Source organism: Povalibacter uvarum (assembly GCF_014202975.1).
Classification (GTDB): Bacteria; Pseudomonadota; Gammaproteobacteria; order Steroidobacterales; family Steroidobacteraceae; genus Steroidobacter; species Steroidobacter uvarum.
The window spans coordinates 1,041,983-1,066,413 of record NZ_JACHHZ010000001.1; the positions used below are offsets into that span (position 1 = coordinate 1,041,983).

Genomic DNA, 24,431 nt, shown 5'->3' on the forward strand with positions numbered 1-24,431 from the left:
GCCCCTCTGACTAACCGCCAACCGCTAGTCACTTCTCTTAGAATTGGTCGGGGCGAGAGGATTCGAACCTCCGACCCCTTGCACCCCATGCAAGTGCGCTACCAGGCTGCGCCACGCCCCGACCGAAAGGCGGCGCGAATCATACTCGAAGATGTCACCGGGCTGCAGCCATTTCCGGCGTTCTCCCGGCCCAGGGCCCGGGCCCGACCAGCAAATCGACGACAGGTCGCAACTCACCAAAGAACACACACGGCCGCCGGTGCAATCGGCTAAATTAGCGCCGCTTTTTCGGACTGTGGCGCAGGGAAGCCCACCGTATCCTGAGCTTCCAAGCGAACGCACATTGTCCAACACGCGCATTCAATCGATGGGCCTCGCCAAGGCGCCGATCAGCCGGCTGCTTTTCGTGTTGCTGTGCGCGCTCGCTACGCATTTCGCCTGGGCCGCACAGCCGGCAGCGACACCCCAACAGCATCCCGCGCAGGCGATCGTCGAGCAGGCCGCGGTCGCGATGCGGACCGATCCGGAATCCAGCCGACGTGATGCCGAGCAGGCGCTTGGCATTCTGAAACGCCAACCCGATGCGGATATCGAGATTCGTGCCCGTCTGATCCTCTGCGACTACCAGTCCGAACGCGATACCGCCGCCGCGGAAGAGCAGATCACGGTCATTCGTTCGTTGCTGTGGCAGTCGCGCCGCGCCGGATTGCGTGCGGGCATGATGGATTGCGAAGGTCAGATCGCCGAGACGGCAGGCAACAACGATCGCGCGCGGGAGTTCTACGAAAGCGCCGTCAGCATCGCGACAGAAGCGAATGATCGGGAAATGCTCGCGGCAGCGCTCTTTTCACGCGGTTACCTGCTCGGACTGCAGGGGCAATACGCGGCCGGACTGAACGATCTGCGGCGCGCCCAGGGCATCTACGACGATCTGAAGTTGCCGCAGCACGCGCTGACCGCCATCAACGGCATCGCGATCCTCTATAACCGCATGGGCGATTACGAGCAGGCTCGCCACATGTACACGCAGGCGCTGAAGGCTCAGCGTGATGCGGGCTTGCTGAGAGAGCAGGGCGTTACACTGCACAACCTCGGTCGCGCCTACGAGAATCTCAAGCAGTGGGCCGCCGCGAGAACTTCGTTTCAGGGCGCGCTCGATATCAGCCGCCAGCTGAACTACCCGCGAGCCGAGGCATACGCGCTGCGTGGGCTCGCCGCCGTTGAGAATGGTCTCGGCAATCCGAAGACGGCCCTCGAGATCCTGCAGCGGGCGCAGGCCTTGCAGAAGGACACGCCCGACGCGCGTCTCGAAGCACAGATCAATCTCGCACGCGGAATTGCGCTGCATCAGCTGAAGCGTCTGCCGGAGGCCGTTGCCGCGCTGGAGGAAGCGCTGCAGGTATTCCGACAGGCCGCATCGCTGAGCGAGTTGCGTGCAACGTACTCGGAGCTGGCGGTGACGTACTCCGAGATGGGTAACTGGCGTGCCGGGTTCGGCTTCCTGGACCGCGCGAGCGAAACGGCTGAACGCCAGTTCCGCAATCAGATCGATCAGCGTTTCGCGACTCTCAAGATCGAGTTCGATACGCTCGCGAAAGAGAAGGAAAATGCGCTCCTCACGCGAGAGAACGAGGCCAACGAGAAGGCGCTGGCGCAGGAGCGACGCGCAAGCAACCTGCAGTTTGTCGTCATCGTGCTGACTGTCGTTCTCGCGGCAGTGCTGTTCGCTCTCGCGCTGCATCAGCGTCGTACGTCGATCCGGATGCACACGCTCGCGATGACGGACGAGCTGACGAGCGTTCCCAATCGCCGTGCGGTGTTCGCGCGGCTCGAACCCGTGCTCTCGCAGAGTCGCGTGCCGGCGTCGGTGCTCATCATCGACATCGATCACTTCAAGAGCATCAACGACCAGCACGGACATGCCGAGGGCGATTCAGCCCTCAAGCTGGTGGCCGCGGGGCTGCGGGACGCTGTGCGCGAACCTTCGTTTGTCGGCCGGTTGGGTGGCGAAGAGTTCATCGCCGTCCTCCCCGCATCCGACACGGCGCAGGCCTGCGAGGTCGCGGAATCGATCCGCACGCAGATCATGGCGATCGATTCCCTGCCGTGGCTGAAGGATCGGAAGATCACGGTCAGCATCGGCGTATCCACTTCGGTCCCGGGAACCGATACGCCCGGTACCATGTTGCATCGGGCAGATGCTGCGCTGTACGAGGCGAAGCGTGGCGGCCGCAACTGCGTCAAGGTCACTCAGAACGGCCACGCGAGCGCGAAGGGCAGCGGAAAAGCCGAGCCTGATGTAGGCACCGGGTCCATCGAGTACGCCTGATCGCCATCATGCGGCGCTGGCAGTTCTGGATCGACCGCGGCGGCACATTCACCGACATCGTCGCGCGAAGTCCGGGCGGCCGGTTCATCACCCGAAAGCTTCTCTCCGAGCATCCTGAGCGTTACCGGGACGCCGCCGTGCAGGGCATTCGGGAGCTGCTCGAATGCAGCGCGGGCGAGCCTCTGCCCGTCGGGCGGATCGAAGTTGTCCGCATGGGCACGACTGTCGCAACCAATGCCCTGCTCGAGCGCAAGGGCGAGCGAACGTTGCTCCTCGTCACGCGCGGCTTTCGTGATGCGTTGCGCATCGGCTACCAGCATCGGCCGCACCTCTTCGTTCGCAAGATCGACCTGCCGTCGATGCTCTACGAGTCCGTCATCGAAGTGGACGAGCGCATCGATGCCCACGGCAGGACCGTGCGTGAGCTCGACGCAGCCGCCGCGCGGCCGCTCCTGCAAGCCGCCTTTGACAATGGGATTCGCAGCTGCGCCATCGTGCTCATGCACGGCTATCGCTATCCGTTTCACGAGCAGCTTCTCGCGAGTCTGGCGAAGCAGATCGGTTTCACGCAGATCTCGACATCGCATGAAGTCAGTCCGCTGATGAAATTCGTGTCGCGCGGCGATACCACAGTCGTCGATGCGTACCTTTCGCCGGTTCTGAGACGTTACGTCGATCGCGTGGCTGGAGAACTGCCTGGAGTGAAGCTGCAATTCATGCAGTCGTCCGGCGGGCTCGTCGATGCGCATCGATTCCAGGGTAAAGACGCCATTCTCTCCGGCCCCGCCGGCGGCATCGTTGGCGCAGCTCGCGCGGCCGGGATGGCAGGCTTCGACCGCATCATCGGCTTCGACATGGGCGGAACATCGACGGATGTCGCCCACTATGCCGGTGAATATGAAAGAGCCTTCGATACGGAGGTCGCTGGCATCCGCTTGCGTGCGCCTCTGATGCAGATTCACACGGTTGCAGCCGGAGGCGGTTCGATCTGCCATTTCGACGGCGTCCGGTTGCGCGTCGGGCCTGAATCGGCGGGCGCCAATCCGGGGCCGGCCGCGTATCGGCGCAATGGACCGTTGACGGTAACCGACTGCAATGTGCTGCTCGGACGGATTCGCCCCGAGCGATTCCCGGCGGTGTTCGGCCCGAATGGAAACGAATCGCTCGATGCAGATATCGTGCGCAGCAAGTTCTCGGCGCTCGCGCAGGAGATGACGAGCGCGACGGGCACGCTACACACTTCGGAGCAGATCGCGGCGGGCTGCATGCGCATCGCGGTCGAGAACATGGCCAATGCCATCAAGAAGATCTCAGTACAGCGCGGCCACGATGTCACGGACTACACGCTGACCTGTTTCGGTGGCGCTGCCGGGCAGCATGCCTGCCTGGTCGCTGATGCGCTTGGAATGCAAACCGTGTTCCTTCATCCGCTCGCCGGCGTCCTTTCCGCTTATGGCATCGGTCTCGCGGACGTCATCGCCATGAAGCAGCAGGCCGCGGAGGCCGTGCTCGATTCTGCAAGCCTCGCTGCCGCGCTCGGCGCGTTCGGCGAACTGGATGCGCAGTCGCGCAACGAACTCCTGGAGCAGGGAATCGGCGCGGAACGAGTGCGCCTCGTGCGACGGCTTGCTCTCAAGTACGAGGGCACGGATACGACCCTGCAGCTTCCGGCGCCCTCGGACGCCGACAACATTGGTGAGCTGGTCGCTGCTTTCGAATCGCTCTATCGGACGCGCTACGGATTTCTGATGCCCTCGCGTCGTCTCGTCATCGAGTCGATCCTGGTGGAGGCGGTGGGTGTGAGTATCGATGACGCATCGACGACGATGAACATGGCGGAGACAGGCGCGAGTCACCAGAACGATACGGGCCGCGTCTACCTCGACGGTCAGTGGCAGTCAGTGCCGTTCCTTGCGCGCGCGACGCTGAGCCCCGGCGATGCGATCGACGGTCCGGCAATCATTTTCGAGTCGAACACAACGACTGTCGTCGAGAGCGGATGGCAGGCGCAGGTCGATTCCGGGATGGCGCTGATCCTGCGTCGTGTCACGGTCGCGAAGCGCGAACGGGCAGCGGGCACGCAGGCAGATCCCGTGCTGCTCGAAGTTTTCAACAATCTGTTCATGTCGATCGCCGAACAGATGGGCGTGACGCTGGCAAACACCGCCACGTCGGTCAATATCAAGGAGCGACTGGATTTCTCCTGCGCACTGTTCGACACACAGGGAAATCTCATTGCCAATGCGCCGCACATGCCGGTGCACCTGGGCTCGATGGGGGAATCGGTGCAGGAGATCCTGCGTCGCCGGGCAGGGACGATGACAGCGGGCGATGCCTTCGTGCTGAACGCTCCGTATGCAGGTGGCACTCACTTGCCGGATGTCACCGTCGTCATGCCCGTTTTCGACCGGACCAGCGATACACCGGCCTTCTTCGTCGCTGCTCGCGGGCATCACGCGGACATCGGCGGCATCACGCCCGGCTCGATGCCATCGAACTCGACTCATATCGAGGAAGAGGGCGTTCTTCTCGACAACGTCCAGATCGTTTCGGGCGGCGAGCTTCTCGAAGACTCGGTCCGCTCGATGCTGTCCGCCGGTCGCTATCCAGCCCGCAACGTCGAACAGAACCTGGCTGATCTGAGAGCGCAGGTTGCCGCATGCCAGAAAGGCGCTGCCGAGTTGCTCCAGATGTGCAAGCACTACGGCATCGATGTCGTGCGCGCGTACATGCAGCACGTACAGAACAATGCCGAGGAGGCGGTGCGCCGGGTGATCGGCGCGTTGAGGGACTCGACGTTCGAATGCGAGATGGACAGCGGCGCTCGCATCAAGGTTGCCATCCGCATCGACCGCGACCGCCGCGAGGCGACCATCGACTTCACCGGCACGAGCGAGCAGCGGTCCGACAACTTCAACGCGCCCCGTTCCGTGACGCGAGCAGCAGTGCTCTACGTGTTCAGGACGCTGGTCGATGACGCAATCCCCATGAACGCGGGCTGCCTCGTGCCCCTCCAGCTCATCGTGCCCGAAGGATCGATGCTGAACCCCCGCTATCCGGCCGCGGTCGTCGCGGGCAACGTCGAGACATCGCAGATCGTCACGGACTGTCTCTATGGCGCACTGGGTGTGCTGGCAGCGAGCCAGGGGACGATGAACAACTTCACGTTCGGGGATCGGGAGCATCAGTACTACGAAACCATCTGTGGCGGTTCGGGCGCGGGCCCTGGCTTCAGCGGGACTGACGCCGTTCAGACGCACATGACAAACTCGCGGCTGACCGATCCCGAAGTGCTCGAATGGCGATTCCCGGTTCGACTGGATTCGTTCGCCATTCGGCGCAGTTCGGGCGGCACGGGTCGATATCGCGGAGGTGACGGCGTCGAGCGGCGTATTCGCTTCCTCAAGCCAATGACTGCAGTGCTGCTTGCGAACCGCCGTCGCACGGCGCCGTTCGGCCTCGAAGGCGCCGACGCGGCGCTCAGCGGTCGCAACTGGATCGAGCGTGTCGACGGAACCCGCGAAACGTTCGGGGCGACGCACGAAGCGCGGATGCAGGCAGGTGATGTGTTCGTGATCCAGACACCCGGCGGCGGGGGATATGGGGCGAAGTAGATAGCGGATGGCGGATAGACTGAAGAAGGCGACAGAAGAAATGACGCAGAGTCAGCGCGCTGAAACTCCGGATTCTGATCATCCGCCATCCGCTGTCCGCCATCGCCTTCGATTCCCGATTGCAAGCGTCATCGGAACGACGCTCGAGTATTACGACTTCGCGGTCTACAACACGCTTGCCGCACTGATCTTCAGCCAGATCTTCTTTCCGTCGTTCGATCCGGTCACGGGAACCATTTTGGCGTTCTCGACGTTCGCCGTCGGCTATCTTTCGCGGCCCTTCGGCGGCTTCGTCTTCGGCCATCTCGGCGATCGTTACGGCCGACGCTTCGTGCTCGTGGCGACGCTGCTTCTCATGGGCGTTACGACAGCACTCATGGGACTGCTCCCGACCTACGCGGCTGCCGGCATCCTCAGCCCCATCCTCCTGGTCGTGCTGCGATTCGTTCAAGGCGCGGCGCTGGGGGGCGAGTGGGCCGGCGCCGTGCTGTTGTCGATGGAGCACGGTGACGACGCGAAGCGCGGCCGGAACGGCTCCTGGGCCCAGATGGGTCCCTCGCTTGGGACATTGCTCGCGACAGGTTCGATCGCTGCGCTGACATTGCTCCTGACGCCGGAGCAGTTCCTCGACTGGGGATGGCGCCTGCCGTTCTTTGCGAGCGTGATTCTCGTGGGATTCGGTTTGTGGATTCGCGTTGGCGTGAGCGAGACGCCGCCGTTCCTGAAGCTTGCGCAGGCGGGCGGCCCGTCGAAGGCGCCTGTCGCCGAAGTGTTTCGCTCGCACTGGCCCTCGCTGCTGCGAGGCGGCGGTGCCCGCGTCGGTCCGGACGTTCTCTACTCGCTCACTGCCGTGTTCTCGCTCAGCTACCTGACGAGCACGCTCGGCGAGTCGCGGACGCTGGCGCTGGTCGCGCTCTCGATCGGCGGCGCCTGTAACGCCTTGACGATCCCATTGTTCGGCTCGCTGTCCGACCGGTTTGGGCGGCGCACTATCTATGGCATCGGTGTAGCGGTGGGCCTCGTCTGGATCGTAGCTCTGTTTCCGATGCTGAAGACCGGTACGCCCGCCGTAATCATTGCCGCGATCAGTGCGGGTCTCGTCATTCACGCATGCATGTACGGTCCCCAGGCAGCTTTCATTGCCGAGCAGTTCCCGGCGCGAGTTCGCTACGCTGGTTCTTCGCTGGCATACACGCTTGCGGGAATCGTCGGCGGTGGCATCGCGCCACTGATGTTTGCCAGCCTGCTGCGCGCCTACGAAACGTACTGGTCGGTCGTTGCCTATACCGCAGTGGCACTTCTGATCACTGCGGTGGTGCTCAAGATGTCTCGCCCTTCCGGCGGCACGAAGGAACTTGCCTGACGCCGCAGTCGTTGCGAGACAGTCGCACCAGATTGCAGGAGCGGGGTCGGTCCGTGGAAAACTTACACTTGGCTCCGCATAGGCGCGGAACCATTGCGAAACCGCGCGTGTCCGACCGCCCAAACCGGGCGTGGTATAAGGGCGCGCAATGAAATCGGGCATGGGTTACAACGCGGTGCGATGGGTTCGTGCCGATATGTGCGAGCTGCGATGACGGAAGCGGTCGTGGCAGGCGTACGCACGCACCTCAGGAAAGCATCGCTTCGATGGATCACGATCTGCATGACGAGCGTCACGGTGCTCGTCGCGGGCACGACGACATCGGCCGCCGAAGTGGCTGAGGTGGTCGTCGAACGTTCCCGCTCGGTCGCGCCCGATCGCGACGCCGATCCGGTGCTCAACAATCTCGAGCGCCGCACCTTCCGCTACTTCTGGAACACCACCAATCGCAGCAACGGCATGGTGCCGGACCGATATCCGTCGCCGTCCTTCGCAAGCATCGCGGCGGTGGGTTTCGGACTGACTGCGTATGTCGCAGGCGCCGAACGCGGCTATGTGTCTCGAGCGCAGGCTCGCCTGCGCGTCGTTCGCACTCTGAGATTCCTCGACCAGCTCAAGCAGGGGCCCGAAGAGACCGGCGTCGCGGGCTACAAGGGATTCTTCTATCACTTTCTCGACATGCAGACGGGGCATCGATACGAGACCACGGAGCTGTCGACCGTCGATACCGCTCTGCTGCTCGGCGGTGTGTTGCTCTGCCAGTCGTACTTCGATCGCCAGGAGCGCATCGAAGCGGAGATTCGCGAACTGGCGGACAAGATCTATCGTCGCGTGGACTGGCAGTGGGCCCAGAATCGGCCGCCGATCATCTCGCACGGCTGGCGTCCGGAGACCGGCTTCCTGCGTTTCGACTGGCGCGGCTACAACGAGGCGATGCTGCTCTACGTTCTCGCGCTCGGATCGCCGACGTACCCGGTGGGATCGGAAGCCTGGGACGAGTGGCTGAAGACGTACAAGGATCACTGGGGCAAGTTCAACGGCCAGGAATTCCTGTCGTTCGGCCCGCACTTCGGCCACCAGTACTCGCACGTATGGATCGACTTTCGCGGCATCCAGGATGAGTTCATGCGCTCGAAGGGCATCGACTACTTCGAGAACAGCCGCCGCGCGACCTACGCCCAGCGCAACTACGCGACCGAGAACCCGTTGCGCTGGCGCGGCTACGACAGCGAAATCTGGGGGCTGTCGGCGTCGGACGGTCCCGCCGATACGGTTCAGATCTTCAACAACGAAGAGCGCGGCTTCTTCACATACTCCGCCCGTGCCACAGCCGCGCCGCAGATCGTCGACGATGGCACGATCGCGCCCACCGCCGCGGTGGCATCGATCGCCTTTGCACCCGAGATCGTGATTCCCACGATTCGTGCTTTCCGCGCGCGCTTCGGCGAACATCTGTATCAGCGCTATGGTTTCCTGGATTCGGTGAATCAGAGCTTCACATACAAGGATGTGACGCTCAGGCACGGCAAGGTCGTCGACGGGATCGGCTGGATCGCCAGCGACTATCTCGGCATCGACCAGGGACCCATCGTGGCGATGATCGAGAACTACCGCTCCGAGGTCATCTGGAGAACCATGCAACGCAATCCCTACATTCGCCGCGGTCTGGAGCGGGCTGGATTCACCGGCGGATGGCTTTCGGCACCGACGCCGCCGCCCCCGCCAGCACCCATCGAACCCTGATTCGAGAGTGTCGTGAGTCGCGGCTCGTCGTTGCAGCTGTCGCGCAGAACGGTGCTCGCGGGCCTGGCGGGCGCTGCGGTGTCGGGTTGCGGCGGGACGCGTAGCAAGGAAGTCGTCCGGTTCTGGGCGTTCGGGCGCGAAGGCGAAGCAACCGCGGAGTTGCTCGAAGAATTTCACGCGCGACATCCGGACACCGAAGTCGAAATCCAGCGCCTGCCCTGGATCTCCGCCCACGAGAAGCTTCTCACTGCCTACGCTGGCGAAACCCTTCCCGACGTCTGTCAGCTCGGCAACACCTGGGTACCTGAGTTCGCCGCGCTCGATGCACTCGAGCCGATCGACGAGGCGGTTCGAACCTCCGGCATCGTCGAGCAACAGGATTTCTTCGAAGGGACCTTCAACGCCAATCGCATCGACAGCGTGCTGTATGGCATTCCGTGGTACGTCGACACCCGGCTTCTGTATTACCGGACGGATCTGCTGAAGCAGGCGGGTTTCGATCATCCGCCGGCGGATTGGGCGGAATGGTCCGCGATGATGGGCGCGATCAAGTCGCTCGTAGGCCCGGATCGTTACTCCGTGCTGCTGCCGCTCAACGAGTTCGAGCCGTTGCTGGTACTGGCCCTGCAGCAGCCGTCCGAGTTGCTCCGCGACGAAGGACGCTGGGGGAATTTCCGCAGTCCCGACTTTCATCGGACGCTGTCTTTCTACGCGGATATTTTCGAGCGCGGCTGGGCTCCGCGCATGAGCAACACCCAGTTATCGAATGTATGGGACGAGTTCGGCAACGGACTTTTCTCGTTCTACATCTCCGGCCCCTGGAACATCGCGGAGTTCAACAAGCGGATGCCGGCGGAACTGAAGGACGCCTGGATGACCGCTCCGATGCCTGGGCCGGAAGGGCCAGGGTTGTCCTCGGCTGGCGGCGGCGCGCTCGTCGTCATGAAAACAGCGCGGAACAAGGAAGGCGCGTGGAAGCTGATCGAGTATCTGTCCGAGCCGCAGACCCAGCAGCGCTTCTACGAACTGACGGGAAACATTCCACCGCGACGAACATCGTGGCAGTTGCCTGCACTCGAACGGTCGCCGTATGCGCGCGCCTACTACACACAGCTCGACAGGCTTCGCTCGCCACCGAAGGTGCCCGAGTGGGAGCGAATCGTCACCGAGATGCGGCTGGCGTCCGAGCGCGTCGTGTACGGTCGGGCGACGGTGGATGGTGCGACCGTGCAACTCGACGCGACGACCGATGCGATCCTCGAGAAACGTCGCTGGATGATGAGCAGAGGCGGAGGCAAGGCGTGAAAGTTGCGCGGGCAGGGTGGTGGTTCGTCGCGCCGGCGCTGATGGTGCTCGCCGTGTTCTTCTTTATTCCTGTCCTCGCCGCGTTCGCGATGAGCCTGACGGACTTCGATCTCTACGCGCTCGCCGACTATGACAACCTCCGGTTCGTCGGCTTCCACAACTACGTCACGCTGCTCACGCAGCCGCTGTTCTGGAAGGCGCTTGGCAACACGTTCTATTTCGTCATCCTGGGTGTGCCGCTGTCGCTGGGAGCGTCTCTGGGAGCCGCGCTGCTGGTCAACTCCAAGCTCGCGCGATTCAAGAACGTCTATCGAACGATCTATTTCGCCCCAGTCGTGACGACGATGGTCGCGGTGGCCGTCGTGTGGCGATACATTTTTCACACGCGCTACGGCTTCCTGAACTACGTGCTCGGCTGGTTCGGGATCGATCCGATCGACTGGATGGGTGATCCGCACTGGTCGATGCCAGCCATCGTGATCCTCGCGATCTGGAAGAACTTCGGCTACAACATGATCATTCTGCTCGCCGCGCTGCAGAGCATTCCCGAAGATCTCTACGAAGCGGCCCGCATCGACGGCGCATCGGGCTGGCAGCTCTTCCGCCACGTGACGCTCCCCGGACTTGCGCCCGTGCTGCTGCTCGTGAGCATTCTCACGATGACGGGCTACTTCCAACTATTCGCCGAACCGTATGTCATGACGGAAGGCGGACCGCTGCAAAGCACGTTGAGCGTGCTCTATTTCATGTACGAGGAAGGCTTCAAGTGGTGGAGCCTTGGCCGCGCATCGGCAGTGGCGTTCCTGCTGTTCGTGCTCATGTTCGCCATCACACTGCTGCAGCTGCGGCTCGCGCGTCGGCAGGTGAACGCATGAGAAAGCCTGTCGCCACGTTCTGGGTCAACGCAGCACTGCTCACCGGGGCGATCGTCACGGCGTTTCCCCTCGTGTGGATGATATCGGTCTCGTTCATGCCGACAGGCGCGGCAGGACACTATCCGCCGCCGATGCTGCCGAGCGAGCCGACGCTCGACAACTACAGGCAGATGTTCGCGAAGCACAGCGCCGGTCGGTACATGTTCAACAGCGCATTCGTGGCGACCTGCGTGACGCTGATCTCGCTGTGCTTCAACACGATGGCGGGCTACGCGTTCGCCAAGTTGCGATTCCGTGGGCGCGAATGGCTCTTTCGCGCAATGCTCGGAGCGCTGGTGATTCCCGGCCAGGTTGCAATGATCCCGCTCTTCGCGCTGGTGAAGGAGCTGGGCCTCGTCAGCAGCTACGGCGGCGTGATCGTTCCCGCGATGGCGAGCATCTTCGGCATTTTCCTCGTCAGGCAGTACGCGCTGTCGATCCCGGAGGATCTGCTGGAGGCCGCGCGCATCGATGGGGCCAGCGAATGGCGCATCTTCCGGTCCATCGTCGTGCCGCTGCTCAAGCCGATCCTGATCACGCTCGGCATCCTGACCTTCCTCGGCACCTGGAATGACTTCATGTGGCCGTTGATCGTGCTGAGCTCGCAGAAGCTCTACACGCTGCCGGTTGCATTGGCGGGCTTGTCGCGCGAGTACGTGCAGGACAACGAGCTCATGATGGCCGGGGCAGTGATCACGACCGTTCCGGTCCTGGTGCTTTTCCTGGCGCTGCAGCGTTACTACATCGCCGGCATCCTGGCCGGGAGCGTCAAGGGCTGATCATGAACGGCGTCATCGCGAGCTTGTTGTCGACTTTGCTTTTCATACCGGGAGCGCTGATGAGTGCGACTCAAGCACCCCAGACGGACTTGCGAGTGCTGGACGAGTTCGCGGACGTCAGCGTCTGGACGCCCGTCGAATCCGATGGTGTCAGTGCGTCGGTTCACAAGGCGCGCGGCATCGAAGGCGATGCATTGGTGCTCGAGTTCGATTTCAACAAGACAGCCGGCTATGCCGCGGCCGTTCGCAAGCTGCCGGTCGAGTTGCCGGACGACTATGAGATCTCGTTCTGGATGCGGGGCGAGGCTGGGCAGAACCACTTCGAGGTGAAGTTCGTCGACGCATCGGGCGACAACGTGTGGTGGTTCCGGCGGCCGAACTACAAGTTCTCCGGCGACTGGCAGAACATTCGCATCAAACGCCGGCAGATCGAGTTTGCGTGGGGACCCACCAACGACAAGAAGCTGCGGCGGTTCTCTTCCATCGAGTTTGTCGTGAGTGCTGGAGCGCAGGGCGGTGCAGGGAATCTGTGGTTCGATCGACTGGCATTGAAGCCGGTGGTTCGCCAGGAAGTAACCGCCAAGCCTGTCGTGAAGGCCACATCTGAACGAGCGGGGAATCCTGCGGCTGCGATTCTGGATGGCAAGGACACGTCGGGCTGGCGCAGCCAGCGCGTCGCGGGCAAACCCCAGGTACTCACCATCGATCTCCAGGAAGTGAAGGAGTTCGGCGGGCTCGAGATCGACTGGCTGCGCAACCAGCAGGCAACGCAGTACACGATCGACCTGTCCGTCGACGGCAACGCGTGGAAGACGGTGCGGACGGTGACGGCGGGCAACGGCGGTCGCGATTCCCATCTGTTGCCCGAATCCGAAGCGCGCTGGATACGACTGACCATTCCCGATCAGGGTCGCGATGTCGGCATCTCGGAGCTGCACGTTCGCGATCTCGAGTTCGGTGCCTCGCCGAATGCTTTCGTGCAGGCGCTGGCCAAGCAGAGCAAGCGAGGATGCTATCCACGGGCGTTCTACGACGAGCAGCTCTACTGGACGCTGATCGGCGTCGATGGCGATTCGGAGGAAGCATTGTTCTCGGAGGATGGCGCGATCGAAGCCCGCAAGGCCGGTTACTCCATCGAGCCCTTCATCCTGTCCGGCAAGGAACTGATTACCTGGGCCGACGTGAAGGCGACGCAATCGCTGGCGGAACGCTATCTTCCGATTCCCACCGTTCAATGGCGCCACCCACAAGTCGATCTGTCGATTACGGCGCTGTCGGGAGGTGAGCGTGGCGATGCGCACACTCGCATGACTTATCGCGTGACCAATCCCGGTACTTCGGCACGGAAGCTCACGCTCGCCCTCGCGGTGCGTCCGTTCCAGGTCAATCCGCCAGCGCAGTTCCTGAACACAGCGGGGGGCTTCACGCCGATCCAGGATCTGGCCTGGGAAAACGGCGCGGTTCGCGTCGACGGGATCGCATCGGTCCTGCCCCAGACGGCGCCGCGAACCTTCGTTGCCATGCCATTCGATGCCGATTCGCCCTGCGAGTGGCTGACGTCGCAAGTGAAGGCGACGTCGGTGCACGATGAGACTGGCTTCGCGACGGGTGCGCTTCTCTATGATCTCGACCTTGCCGCCGGTGCGTCGACGGACATCGTTCTCGACCTGCCGCAGCATGCGCAGCGCGATCGTCCAGTGCAGGCGCTTGCCCCACAAACGGAAGAGACGGTGAGAACGCAGTGGCGCGAGAAGCTCAATCGCGTTCAGCTCGATCTGCCGAAGGACGGCAAGGTCTGGTTCGACACGCTGCGGACGTCGCTGGCCCATGTGCTGATCAATCGCGACGGCCCGGGACTTCAGCCGGGATCTCGATCCTATGAGCGCTCCTGGATACGCGACGGAGCGATGACTTCGGAGTTGCTGCTTCGCATGGGCCACGGCGATGTCGCGAAGGAGTTTCTGCTCTGGTATGCCGACTACCAGTTCGCGAACGGCAAGATTCCCTGTTGTGTCGATGTGCGCGGTGCCGACCCGGTGCCGGAGAACGACAGCGGGGGCGAATTCCTGTTCCTGGTGAGCGAACTCTATCGTTACACCGGTGACAAGGAGTTGCTGCGCAAGATGTGGCCGCGCGTGGTCAATGCAGTGGCGTTCATGGACAAGCTGCGGCAGTCGGAACGCACTGAAGCGAACAAGCAGGGCGATCGGCGTGCGTTCTACGGCTTGATGCCCGCTTCGATCAGTCACGAAGGCTATTCGGCCAAGCCGATGCATTCATACTGGGACGACTTCTGGGCGCTGACTGGCTACGAGGCAGCGGTGAAGATCGCACGCGCACTCGATGAGAAGGCCGAGATGCGGACGTTCATCACCTCGCGGGATGAGTTCCGGTCCGATCTGTACCGCTCGCTGCAGGTCGCGATGGCCATGCACAAGATCGACTATCTCCCTGGCGCGGCCGAGCTCGGCGACTTCGACGCGACTTCCACGTCCATCGCCTTGTCTCCGGGTGGCGAGCAGCAGATGTTGCCGCCAACCGCCCTGATGGCGACGTTCGAACGCTACTGGGACAACTTCGACAAGCGCCGCGCCGATACCAGCTGGGATGCATACACGCCATACGAGCTTCGCAACCTGGGAACATTCATTCGGCTGGGCTGGCGCGATCGTGCGCACGAACTGCTCGAGTTCTTCATGAACGATCGTCGTCCCGGTGACTGGAATCAGTGGGCCGAAGTCGTCGGGCGCGAAGTGCGGAAGACGCGCTTCATCGGCGACATGCCGCACGGATGGGTCGCATCCGACTATGGGCGTTCGCTCCTCGACATGTTCGCGTACGAACGGCCTGCCGACGATACCTTGGTTCTGATGGCAGGCGTGCCGAAGACATGGATCGAGAAGGACGGCTTTGCGGTTCGTGACCTGCGAACGCCTTATGGGCTGCTGAGCTACTCGTTCAAAGTCGAAGGCAGGGTCCGGGTTCTAGAGATCGAGAAGATGCTGCTGCCGCTCGGCGGGATCGCAGTGAGCTGGCCGGAACGTCCTCCAGGCGGTCAGACCATCAAAGCTGGCACTGCCCGCTGGTTCGGAGAGGAACTGCGCGTCGGGTCGCTGCCTTTCAGGATCGAGTTCTCGGAATGAGGAGACAAGAGTTGCACACGGAGGTCACGGAGACCACGGAGCGGAAGACCATCAGTTTCCCACTCTCCGATCTCCGTGCTCTCCGTGAACTCCGTGTGAAATTCCGTCGTCTCTCAGAAAAGGACAGCGCCGTTCGAAGCGATGACGCCGGAGTAGAACGTCGCGCTGGCCTTCGGCGTGCGCTTCTGGGTGGCATAGTCGACGTGGATGATGCCGAAGCGCTTCGAGTAACCAAGCGCCCATTCGAAGTTGTCGAGCATCGACCATGCGAAATAGCCGCGCACATCGACTCCCGCGCGCATTGCATCGTGGACGGCGCGGATGTGAGTGCGGAAGTATTCGACACGTCGCGGATCGTCCAGCACGTCTCCTGCAGCCGTCGCTGGATCGGCGAAGGCGGCGCCGTTCTCGGTGACATAGATCGGCGGCGCGCCGTATCTATCCTTGATCCACAGAAGGGTGTCGGTGAGCCCTTGCGGAAAAACTTCCCAGCCCATTTCGGTGTGAGCCACCTGCGATTGGCGTACAGGCGCGGCTCGCAGCGGCCAGGCGCCGGGATCGTTTCGAACGACGGCGCGCGTGTAGTAGTTGAGACCGATGAAATCGATGGGCTGACGGATCTGTTCGACATCGGACGCCGGCCAATCAGGCCAGGCCTCGCCGAAGACGTCACGCAGCTCCTCGGGATAACGACCCAGCATCGCGGGTTCGATGAACTGGCGATTCATCTGAGCTTCCGCCCGACGGGTGGCCGCGACGTCCTCGCTCGACGTGCTCGCTGGATACTTGGGCTCGATGTTGACCACCAGCCCGATCTGGTGACGACCTGTTGCGCGATAAGCCTGAACCGCCGCGCCATGGGCGCGCATCAGATTGTGCGTGGCGATCGGTGCTTCGAACAGGCTGCGATGGCCCGGCGCCGCGGTGCCGTGCAGGTAGCCATTGTCCGAAACGACCCAGGGCTCGTTCAGTGTCGCCCACAGCTTGATGCGATCGTCGAAGCGGCGAAAGACGCTCTCGGCGTAGTCGGCAAACCAGCCCGCGATATCGCGATTCAGCCAGCCGCCGCGGTCATCGAGCGCGACGGGCAAGTCCCAGTGGAAGAGCGTGGCAGTCGGCTGAATGCCTTTCTCCAGCAACCGGTCGACGAGCCGCTCGTAGAATCCCAGGCCGGCGGGATTCACACGGCCCGTGCCTTCGGGAAGAATGCGGCTCCACGCGATGCTGAACCGGTAGGCCTGCAGGCCGAGCTGCTTCATCAGCTCGATGTCGCTCTCGTAGCGCCGATAGTGATCGCAGGCGATGTCGCCGTTCTCATCGTTCACGACGCGGCCGCGCGTGTGGCTGAAGCGATGCCACACGTTCATGCCCGCGCCGTCGGCAAGCGGCGATCCTTCGATCTGGTAGGCCGAGGTCGCGCAGCCCCAGACGAAGTCGTCGGGGAAGCGGTTGGTGGGAACGGTCATGGGGATCCGGGCCATGGGAATTCGAGTGTACATGCACGCGTCGAACGGACGCATGTGATCTGAGGAAACGGCATGGCCGAAGTCGCGCTTCGATCGGTGCGTAAGGTTTACAACAACGGCCACGTTGCCGTTGCAGGCGCCGATGTCGCTATCGGTGACGGCGAACTGCTCGTGCTGGTCGGTCCATCCGGCTGCGGCAAGAGCACATTGCTGCGCATGATCGCCGGTCTCGAAGAGGTGACCCAGGGAACGATTCACATCGGCAATCAGGACGTGACGCAACTCGAGCCACGCGATCGCGACATCGCGATGGTGTTTCAGAGCTATGCGCTCTATCCGCACATGACGGTGGCGGAGAACCTCGGCTTCGGATTGAAGCTGCGCGGGTACAGTGCGGCTGACATCGCGGCCCGCGTGACGAAGTCGGCCGCGATGCTCGAACTGGAAGCGCTGCTCGATCGGCTGCCCAAGCAACTGTCAGGCGGCCAGCGACAGCGCGTCGCATTGGGAAGGGCGCTTGTGCGCCAGCCGCAGGTCTTCCTGCTGGATGAGCCGCTGTCGAATCTCGATGCGAGATTGCGCACGACGACGCGAACGGAAATCGCCCGGCTGCATCGTTCGCTGGGCACGACGATGATCTATGTGACTCACGACCAGGTCGAAGCCATGACGCTCGGGCAGCGCATCGTCGTCATGAATCACGGCGTGGTCCAGCAGATCGATACACCCATGAGGATTTACGCGCATCCGGCCAATCTGTTCGTGGCCGGATTCCTCGGCAATCCTGCGATGAATCTATGGCGCGGGCAGCTGAAGGCGGAAGGAAGTCTGTTGCACCTGACGAAACAGGGCCATGTGCTGTCGCTCGGGAGCAGCGCTGCGCGTGTCAACGGAAGAACCGATGTGGTCGTCGGTGTGCGGCCCGAGAACGTGCATCGCATCTCGGCGCACGACCTCTCGCATGGGATTCGCTTCGAAGCCGCCGTCGACCTCGTTGAATCCGTCGGCAGCGAAGCGTTCATCCATGCCCGGCATGGTGATTGGACGGTGGTGGTCAGAGTGTCGCCGCACGACTTGCCTGCGGCGGGTGCGACCGTGACGCTCGGGATCGCGCCGGAGAGCCTGCATTTCTTCGATGCGGAGACGGGCGGAAGAATCGACTGAACCAGCTGCCGTCATTCCCGCGAAAGCGGGAATCCATCCGATCCGGCCGGATGGACTCCCGCTTTCGCGGGAGTGACGAGCATCAGCTGGACTCCCGCCTGTGGGGGGAGGTCGCTTACTCCAGCCCCGGCACCGGAAAGCGCGCACACAGTCCGCGCACCTCATCGTGGATTCCTTCCAGCGTCTTCTGATCCTCATGTGCCCGCATCGCGCGCGTCATGAAGTCAGCCACCAGGACCATCTCGGCTTCGCCGAGCCCTCGCGTCGTCATTGCCGGCGTGCCCAGCCGGATACCGCTCGGCCGCAGCGGCGGACGAGGATCATCGGGAATGACCTGCTTGTTGACCGTGAGGCCCGCAACGTCGAGCGCTGCTTCCGCGACGCGGCCATCGATGCCGAACGATTGAATGGTGTCGATCACCAGCAAGTGATTCTCGGTGCCACCGGTGATGAGTTTGCAACCTCGCTGCAGCAGCTCGGCGGCGAGACGCTGTGCGTTGCGGATTACCTGCTGCGCGTAGGCTTTGAAAGCAGGCTCGGCCGCCAGCTTCAGCGTCACTGCGATACCTGCCACGGCGTTCATGTGCGGACCGCCCTGCATTCCAGGAAACACCGCCTGATCGATGCGCTGTGCGAGCGATGACTTGCACAGAATCAAACCGCCGCGTGGACCGCGCAGCGACTTGTGGGTCGTCGTCGTCACGATGTCGAAGCCTGCGTCGATCGGATTCGCGAGGGCGCCGCCAGCGATGAGGCCGCCGATGTGTGAAACGTCGGCCATGGTCAATGCGCCGACTTCGTCGGCGATCGCACGAAAGCGAGCGTAGTCCAGCTCTCGCGGATACGAAGAGTGACCGCAGAGCACGATCTTCGGCCGCACGTCGAGCGCGAGCGAACGGACATGGTCGTAGTCGATGTGGCCGTCGGGCGGCGATGTCTTGTAGCGAACGAAGTTGAAGATCTTGCCCATCGCGGACACCGGCGCGCCGTGCGTCAGATGGCCGCCGTGCGAAAGATCCATCGCCAGTACCGTGTCCCCGGGCTGAAGGCACGCCATGTAGACCGCCTGGTTCATCGGCGATCCGCTCAGCGGTTGCACGTTCGCATGTTCGGCCCGAAAGAGCTGTTTTGCGCGCTCGACAGCAAGCGTTTCGATCCGGTCGGTGTAGGCCTGGCCGCCGTAATAGCGCCGCCCCGGATAGCCCTCGGCGTACTTGTTCGCGAATACGCTGCCATTGGTCGCGTAGACCTCGGGGAACGCATAGTTTTCCGAGGGAATCAGTTCCAGTCCTTCGCGCTGACGGCGTTCCTCGCCGATGATCGCCGCGTGGACATCCGGATCCGAAGACCTGAGAAGCTCGAGTGTGGATTGCATGCCGGCTCGCTCCTGAAGAAGGGGACATTGAGTGCCCAGGCGAGCGGCGGTCGGCAGGAGGGGCTCCCGCGGGCGTGCTTCCCGATGGTTATCCATCTACGCCAGTTACACGCTTGACCCCATCGTACGTGAAGCCTTCCGGCGAGCGCAATCGTGCGTCGCGACGTGCGTGAAGATTCGTGGCGCAGTAGCCAGTCCGCCGACCTTCGGTAACAATCCGGCGGCTATCGGGCCACGAGCACGCCAATGCCACTGAACTACGAAAACCTGATGAACATGCAGTTCGAGCCGGTCATCGCGGACTACTCGAAGAAGGACACCATCCTCTATGCACTGGGCCTCGGCGTAGGCGCCGCGGATCCATTCGACCCGGCCGAGCTCAAGTACGTCTACGAACGCAAGCTCGTCGCACTTCCCATGATGGCTGTGACGCTGGGCGCCGGTGCGATGCGGCTGGCGGACCCGAAGTTCGGCGTCAACTACACGATGCTGCTGCACGGCGAGCAGACGCTGCAGGTTCACAAGCCGCTGCCCGTCGAAGGAACGTTCATCAGCGAATCGAAGATCGACGAGATCTACGACAAGGGCGCAGCGAAAGGCGCCGTCATGTACTTCACGCGCAAGCTGTACGAGAAGGCGAGCGGTGATCTTCTCGTGACGATGTGCAACGTCGTGTTCCTGCGGGCCGACGGCGGCTTCGGCGGCAAGAGCGATGGCGCACCGAAGCTGCGTGCAGTGCCGTCTGATCGACCGGCGGATCTGCAGGTGCCGATTCATGCATCGCTGAACCAGGCGCTGATCTACCGGCTGTCGGGCGACTACAACCCGTTGCACATCGATCCGGAGGTGGCGAAACAGGCCGGCTTCGATCGGCCGATCCTTCATGGACTCGGCGCCTACGGAATGGTCGGTCGCGCGTTGATCAAGGCGCTGTGCGCCGACGATCCGGCGCGGATGAAGCGCCTCGACGTGCGATTCAGCAGCCCGGTCTATCCGGGGGAGCCGCTGCACGCAGAGGTGTGGCACATGGGCAGCGGCGACGCCGCATTCAGGCTGATCGCCACGAATCGCAAAGTGGTCGTCGAAGACTTCGGGCGTTTCGAATATTCCTGAAGAAGTAGATAGCGGATGGCGGATGGTGAATAGTCGGACCGGACCGCCGGACTCCGCTATTCACCATCCGCTATCCGCCATCCGCTTCCCGAGGTGACCATGGCTTTCTCCGCCTGTGGCGTCGTCACGATCACCACTGACTTCGGGCATCAGGGTCCCTTCGTCGCGACGATGAAGGGGCAGATGCTGGGCCGGTTCGCCGACGCCAAAATCATCGACGTCACCCACGAGGTCCCGGTCTACTGGCCGGCCGAGGCGGGGTTCTGGCTTTCCCGGGCGTATCCCTATTTCCCAGTTGGCAGCGTGCACGTGGCCGTCGTCGACCCGGGGGTCGGCACGAAGCGGGACATCATTGCCGTGGAGGCTGACGGACACGGCTTCCTGGCCCCGGACAATGGCCTGCTGGCTCCAGTAATCGGCCGGGCGAAGTCGGCCCAGATCTATCGGCTGGACCTGCAGGCCGCCCGGAACCGGTTTCACCTGCCGGCGCCAAGCGCCACCTTCCACGGCCGGGACATATTTGCGCCGATCGCCGCCGAACTGGCCGCTGGACGGGCCTCATTGGCCGATCTGGGGCCGGTTCTCAAGGAGATCGTGCCGGCCTGGGTGGACGAGCCGGCGGTGACGGGTGACCAGGTCAGCGGGGTCATCATCACGATGGATCACTTCGGGAATCTCATCACGAACATCGATGCCCGCCTGATCGAGCGGTTCGCTCACCCGGTCGTCCGGACCTCCGGCCACAGTTTCCCCTTGAGACGCACCTACGGGGACGTACGGCCGGGCCAGTACCTCGCCCTGATCAATTCCTTCGGTGTGGTCGAGATCGCCAGGGCCGAGCAGAGCGCGGCCGAGGGGCTGGGACTGGGCCGCGGCGCGCCCGTTGTGGTCGCCAACCAGGGACATCCCCTGATCACCTGAAGGGTCGCCTGAAAGCCATTGAATTGGCGGGCGGACGAACCATTTACGAGGCATCGGTCCAACCTTCGGGAATTGCCGCGAAACGGCCATTGAAAACCGCCGCGCATCGTATATAGTCCGCAGGCCGCGGCACCCCGCGAGTGCCGATGTAGTTGATTTATCAGGATTTTTCGAGGAATCACCCCAGGAATCATCATGGTGGAGAGAGACGACGAACACTTCGATATCGATGATGACTTCGTCGCTGAGAGCGACGAGGAACAGAACTTCGATCGATTCATCGACAAAGTGGACCGCCGCGCGCGCCCCAGCGCCGCCAAAGATGCGAAAAAGGGCAAGGCCGCATGGAGCAAACTCGAAGACGTTCTGGCCGAACGCCGGCTTAAGAAAGAGCTCCTCGATTTCGAGGACGAAGAATAGTCTCAACGCGGTGACCTGACGCCGGACAACGGCGGAGGTCACCTTGCGCTGCCTGTGTCGGCAACACAGGCGCTGATGGATTGCGCCACGCAGTCCCGCCGGATTCGAAGCAAATGGGGATTCCAATGACGATCGCTGATTCCGCTCCGGGGGCTTCTCCCGGGAATTCGCCGTGGGTGGTGCTCAAGTTCGGTGGCACGAGCGTGTCGTCCGCGGCCAATTGGAAAAACGTCGCCGCCGTGCTGCGCGATCGTCTTGCCGAGGGGCTGCGTCCTGTCGTGGTGCATTCCGCGCTCTCTGGCATCACTGACAGGCTCGAACAGCTGTTGTCACTCGCGCTGACCGGAGCCTGGCAGCCGGTGATGGCGCAGATCGAACAGCGTCACCGCGATCTCGCCCGCGACCTCGGCATCGTTCCTTCTCCGGATCTCGAGGATCAGTTCAAGCGACTGCACCAGATCGCCGCGGGTATTTCCCTCGTCGGCGAAGTGAGCGAGCGTTTGCATGCCCGCGTCATGGCTCAGGGCGAGCTCATGGCAACGCGTCTCGGCGCAGCGTTCCTCACCGCGCAGGGGCTCGATGTTCAGTGGGTCGACGTGCGCACCGTGCTGAAGGCCGAACAGCGTCGCAATGCGAACGTGCGTTCGAGCTATCTCTCGGCGACCTGTGCATACGAGCCCGACGTCGAGCTGCAGCGTCGCTGGTCGTCACCAGGCACCGTCTGGATCACACAGGGTTTCATTGCGAGCGACGACAAGGGCGACACGGTTCTTCTTGGTCGCGGCGGTTCCGACACTTCCGGCAGCTACCTCGCCGCGAAATTGCAGGCGCGCCGACTGGAGATCTGGACCGACGTGCCGGGCATGTTCAGCGCGAATCCCCGTTCAGTCACGACCGCCCGGCTGCTGCGAGCGCTCGAATACGACGAAGCACAGGAAATCGCCAGCAGCGGAGCGAAGGTGCTGCACCCGCGCTGCATCATGCCGGTGAAGCAGTACGCTATTCCGCTTTACGTCTTCGCGACACAGACGCCGAAGCTCGAGGGCACGGTCATCACGGCGCAGGGCGGCAACATCGCCGCTCAGGTGAAGGCCGTCACGATCAAGAAGAACATCACGCTCGTCTCGATGGAAACGGTCGGGATGTGGCATTCGGTGGGCTTCCTCGCCGATGCCTTCCAGGTGTTCAAGGATCACGGCATCTCCATCGACCTCGTGTCGACTTCGGAGACGAGCGTCACTGTGTCGCTCGATCCTGCTGCGAATACGCTGACCAAGGCCGCCATGGACGCGCTCACGCTCGACCTCGGCAAGATCTGCCGCGTGCAGGTCATCGGACCTTGCGCCGCGGTGAGCCTCGTCGGTCGCAACATCCGCGCGATTCTTCACCGGCTCGGCGATGCGCTCGAGCTCTTCGAAGAACAGAAGATCTATCTCGTCACCCAGGCGGCAAACGATCTCAACATCACGTTCGTGATCGACGAAGAGCAGGGCGACCGGCTCGTGTCGCGACTGCACGAGATCGCCATCCGCAAGATGACGGCGGATCGCGTCCTGGGTCCGACGTGGGAAGAGCTGTACGGCGGCGCAAGCAAGGTCACCGACACGTCGACGCAGTGGTGGCACGTCCGTCGCAATGAGCTTGTAGAGCTGGGCCGCAAGAACGGCGCCGCGTTTGTCTACGATCGCAACACGCTCAAGGGCAAGGCGCAGGCGCTGAAGGCGCTTCCGGGCATCGACGGCGTGTTCTACGCGCTCAAGGCGAACTGGCATCCCGAGATCCTCAAGCTGTTCCACGACGAAGGACTCGGCTTCGAATGCGTCTCGCGCAACGAAGTCGAGCACGTCATGCGGACGCTGCCGGGGCTCGATCGCAAGCGAATCCTCTTCACGCCGAATTTCGCGCCGCGCGACGAATACGTCTGGGGACTCGAGCAGGGCATCTGGGTCACGCTCGACAACCTGCATCCGCTCAAGGCGTGGCCGGAGCTGTTCAAGGGCAAGGACGTTTTCGTTCGTATCGATACGGGCTACGGGCGCGGCCATCACGACAAGGTCCGCACAGCAGGCGTGCATTCGAAGTTCGGCGTTCCGCTCTTCGAAATGGAGGAGCTGACCCGGCTCATCAACGCATCGGGCGCGCGCGTGGTTGGACTGCACGCTCACACGGGCAGCGGCGTGTTCAACGTCGACAACTGGCAGTCGGTTGGCGAGACCCTCACGGGCCTCACTCAGCGCTTCCCGGATGTCCACACAGTGGATCTCGGTGGTGGTCTGGGCGTACCGGAACGCCTCGGCCAGCAGGGAGTCGTGCTGACGGAGTTCGCTTCCGCTCTCAGCGCACTGAAGGCGGCTCATCCGAAGCTCACCCTCTGGATCGAGCCGGGTCGCTATCTCGTCGCTGAGGCTGGTGTGCTGCTCGCACAGGTCACGCAGCTGAAGGGCAAGGGCGAAGTGCAATATGTCGGCGTGGCGACCGGCATGAACTCGCTCATTCGTCCGGCGCTCTACGGTTCGCATCACGAGATCCTGAATCTCAGCCGCCTCGACGCGCTGGCGACGGAAGTCGTCAACGTCGTCGGTCCGATCTGCGAATCCGGCGATCAGCTCGGTCTCGATCGATTGCTGCCGCCGACTCAGGAAGGCGATGTTCTGCTGATCGCAACGGCGGGCGCATACGGCCGTGCGATGTCGTCGACATACAACCTGCGCGAACCGGCGAAAGAGTTCCTCATCTAGGCCCCGCGCAAGCGGTGACGGATAGTGAAGGGCGGTGCACAATG

15 protein-coding genes, 1 tRNA gene and 1 riboswitch are annotated in these 24,431 nt (G+C 62.9%); of the genes, 13 read left to right on the forward strand and 3 right to left on the reverse strand.

What is annotated here, in order from left to right; translation table 11 throughout:
- Positions 1–44: 44 nt before the first annotated feature.
- Positions 45–121 (reverse strand) — tRNA-Pro (locus HNQ60_RS04460).
- A 222-nt stretch (positions 122–343) separates the two neighbouring features.
- On the opposite strand from HNQ60_RS04460, the gene HNQ60_RS04465 reads away from it, so the two are divergent.
- The 8 genes from HNQ60_RS04465 to HNQ60_RS04500 all read left to right on the forward strand — a co-directional run bounded on the left by HNQ60_RS04465 (position 344) and on the right by HNQ60_RS04500 (position 15,190).
- Entirely contained in the window at positions 344–2,329 is a 1,986-nt protein-coding gene (locus HNQ60_RS04465; RefSeq protein ID WP_184329792.1) for a diguanylate cyclase, read from the forward strand.
- Positions 2,330–2,337: 8 nt separating this feature from the next.
- Positions 2,338–5,943: a hydantoinase B/oxoprolinase family protein gene (locus tag HNQ60_RS04470; protein WP_184329793.1), complete on the forward strand. Its 3,606-nt coding sequence runs from the start codon at positions 2,338–2,340 to the stop codon at positions 5,941–5,943.
- Between the two features lie 40 nt (positions 5,944–5,983).
- Positions 5,984–7,306 (forward strand): MFS transporter, encoded by a 1,323-nt coding sequence (locus tag HNQ60_RS04475; protein WP_184330184.1) that lies wholly within the window; start codon positions 5,984–5,986, stop codon positions 7,304–7,306.
- A 210-nt stretch (positions 7,307–7,516) separates the two neighbouring features.
- Positions 7,517–9,049 carry a glucoamylase family protein gene (locus tag HNQ60_RS04480; RefSeq protein WP_221304006.1) on the forward strand — a complete coding sequence of 511 codons (1,533 nt, stop codon included), beginning with the start codon at positions 7,517–7,519 and terminating at the stop codon, positions 9,047–9,049.
- A gap of 12 nt (positions 9,050–9,061) precedes the next feature.
- On the forward strand, positions 9,062–10,354 hold the full coding sequence (locus HNQ60_RS04485; protein WP_184329794.1) for a sugar ABC transporter substrate-binding protein: 1,293 nt from the start codon (positions 9,062–9,064) through the stop codon (positions 10,352–10,354).
- Positions 10,355–10,395: 41 nt separating this feature from the next.
- Positions 10,396–11,229 (forward strand): carbohydrate ABC transporter permease, encoded by an 834-nt coding sequence (locus HNQ60_RS04490; RefSeq protein ID WP_184330186.1) that lies wholly within the window; start codon positions 10,396–10,398, stop codon positions 11,227–11,229.
- A complete protein-coding gene (locus HNQ60_RS04495; protein WP_184329795.1) occupies positions 11,226–12,047 on the forward strand; it encodes a carbohydrate ABC transporter permease in 822 nt (273 codons plus the stop codon). Before HNQ60_RS04490 ends, HNQ60_RS04495 begins: the two co-directional genes overlap by 4 nt.
- Positions 12,048–12,106: 59 nt before the next feature.
- Complete coding sequence (locus HNQ60_RS04500) at positions 12,107–15,190, forward strand: discoidin domain-containing protein (RefSeq protein WP_184329796.1); 3,084 nt, start codon at positions 12,107–12,109, stop codon at positions 15,188–15,190.
- Between the two features lie 113 nt (positions 15,191–15,303).
- Here the strand turns inward: HNQ60_RS04500 and HNQ60_RS04505 are convergent, their stop codons facing one another.
- Positions 15,304–16,656 (reverse strand): GH1 family beta-glucosidase, encoded by a 1,353-nt coding sequence (locus HNQ60_RS04505; protein WP_184329797.1) that lies wholly within the window; start codon positions 16,654–16,656, stop codon positions 15,304–15,306.
- A 72-nt stretch (positions 16,657–16,728) separates the two neighbouring features.
- On the opposite strand from HNQ60_RS04505, the gene HNQ60_RS04510 reads away from it, so the two are divergent.
- The gene (locus tag HNQ60_RS04510) at positions 16,729–17,820 is read left to right on the forward strand and encodes an ABC transporter ATP-binding protein (RefSeq protein WP_184329798.1); all 1,092 of its coding nucleotides are present in this window, start codon (positions 16,729–16,731) and stop codon (positions 17,818–17,820) included.
- Positions 17,821–17,935: 115 nt separating this feature from the next.
- Here HNQ60_RS04510 and HNQ60_RS04515 read toward each other — a convergent pair whose 3' ends face one another.
- The gene (locus HNQ60_RS04515) at positions 17,936–19,195 is read right to left on the reverse strand and encodes a serine hydroxymethyltransferase (protein ID WP_184329799.1); all 1,260 of its coding nucleotides are present in this window, start codon (positions 19,193–19,195) and stop codon (positions 17,936–17,938) included.
- 26 nt (positions 19,196–19,221) lie between these two features.
- Positions 19,222–19,314, reverse strand: a riboswitch (ZMP/ZTP riboswitch).
- Positions 19,315–19,441: 127 nt separating this feature from the next.
- Here HNQ60_RS04515 and HNQ60_RS04520 point away from each other — a divergent pair.
- The 4 genes from HNQ60_RS04520 to HNQ60_RS04535 all read left to right on the forward strand — a co-directional run bounded on the left by HNQ60_RS04520 (position 19,442) and on the right by HNQ60_RS04535 (position 24,387).
- Entirely contained in the window at positions 19,442–20,308 is an 867-nt protein-coding gene (locus HNQ60_RS04520; protein ID WP_184329800.1) for a MaoC/PaaZ C-terminal domain-containing protein, read from the forward strand.
- A gap of 99 nt (positions 20,309–20,407) precedes the next feature.
- Positions 20,408–21,229 carry an SAM hydrolase/SAM-dependent halogenase family protein gene (locus tag HNQ60_RS04525; RefSeq protein WP_184329801.1) on the forward strand — a complete coding sequence of 274 codons (822 nt, stop codon included), beginning with the start codon at positions 20,408–20,410 and terminating at the stop codon, positions 21,227–21,229.
- A gap of 195 nt (positions 21,230–21,424) precedes the next feature.
- Complete coding sequence (locus tag HNQ60_RS04530; RefSeq protein WP_184329802.1) at positions 21,425–21,649, forward strand: hypothetical protein; 225 nt, start codon at positions 21,425–21,427, stop codon at positions 21,647–21,649.
- Between the two features lie 125 nt (positions 21,650–21,774).
- On the forward strand, positions 21,775–24,387 hold the full coding sequence (locus HNQ60_RS04535) for a bifunctional aspartate kinase/diaminopimelate decarboxylase (RefSeq protein WP_184329803.1): 2,613 nt from the start codon (positions 21,775–21,777) through the stop codon (positions 24,385–24,387).
- Positions 24,388–24,431: the final 44 nt, after the last annotated feature.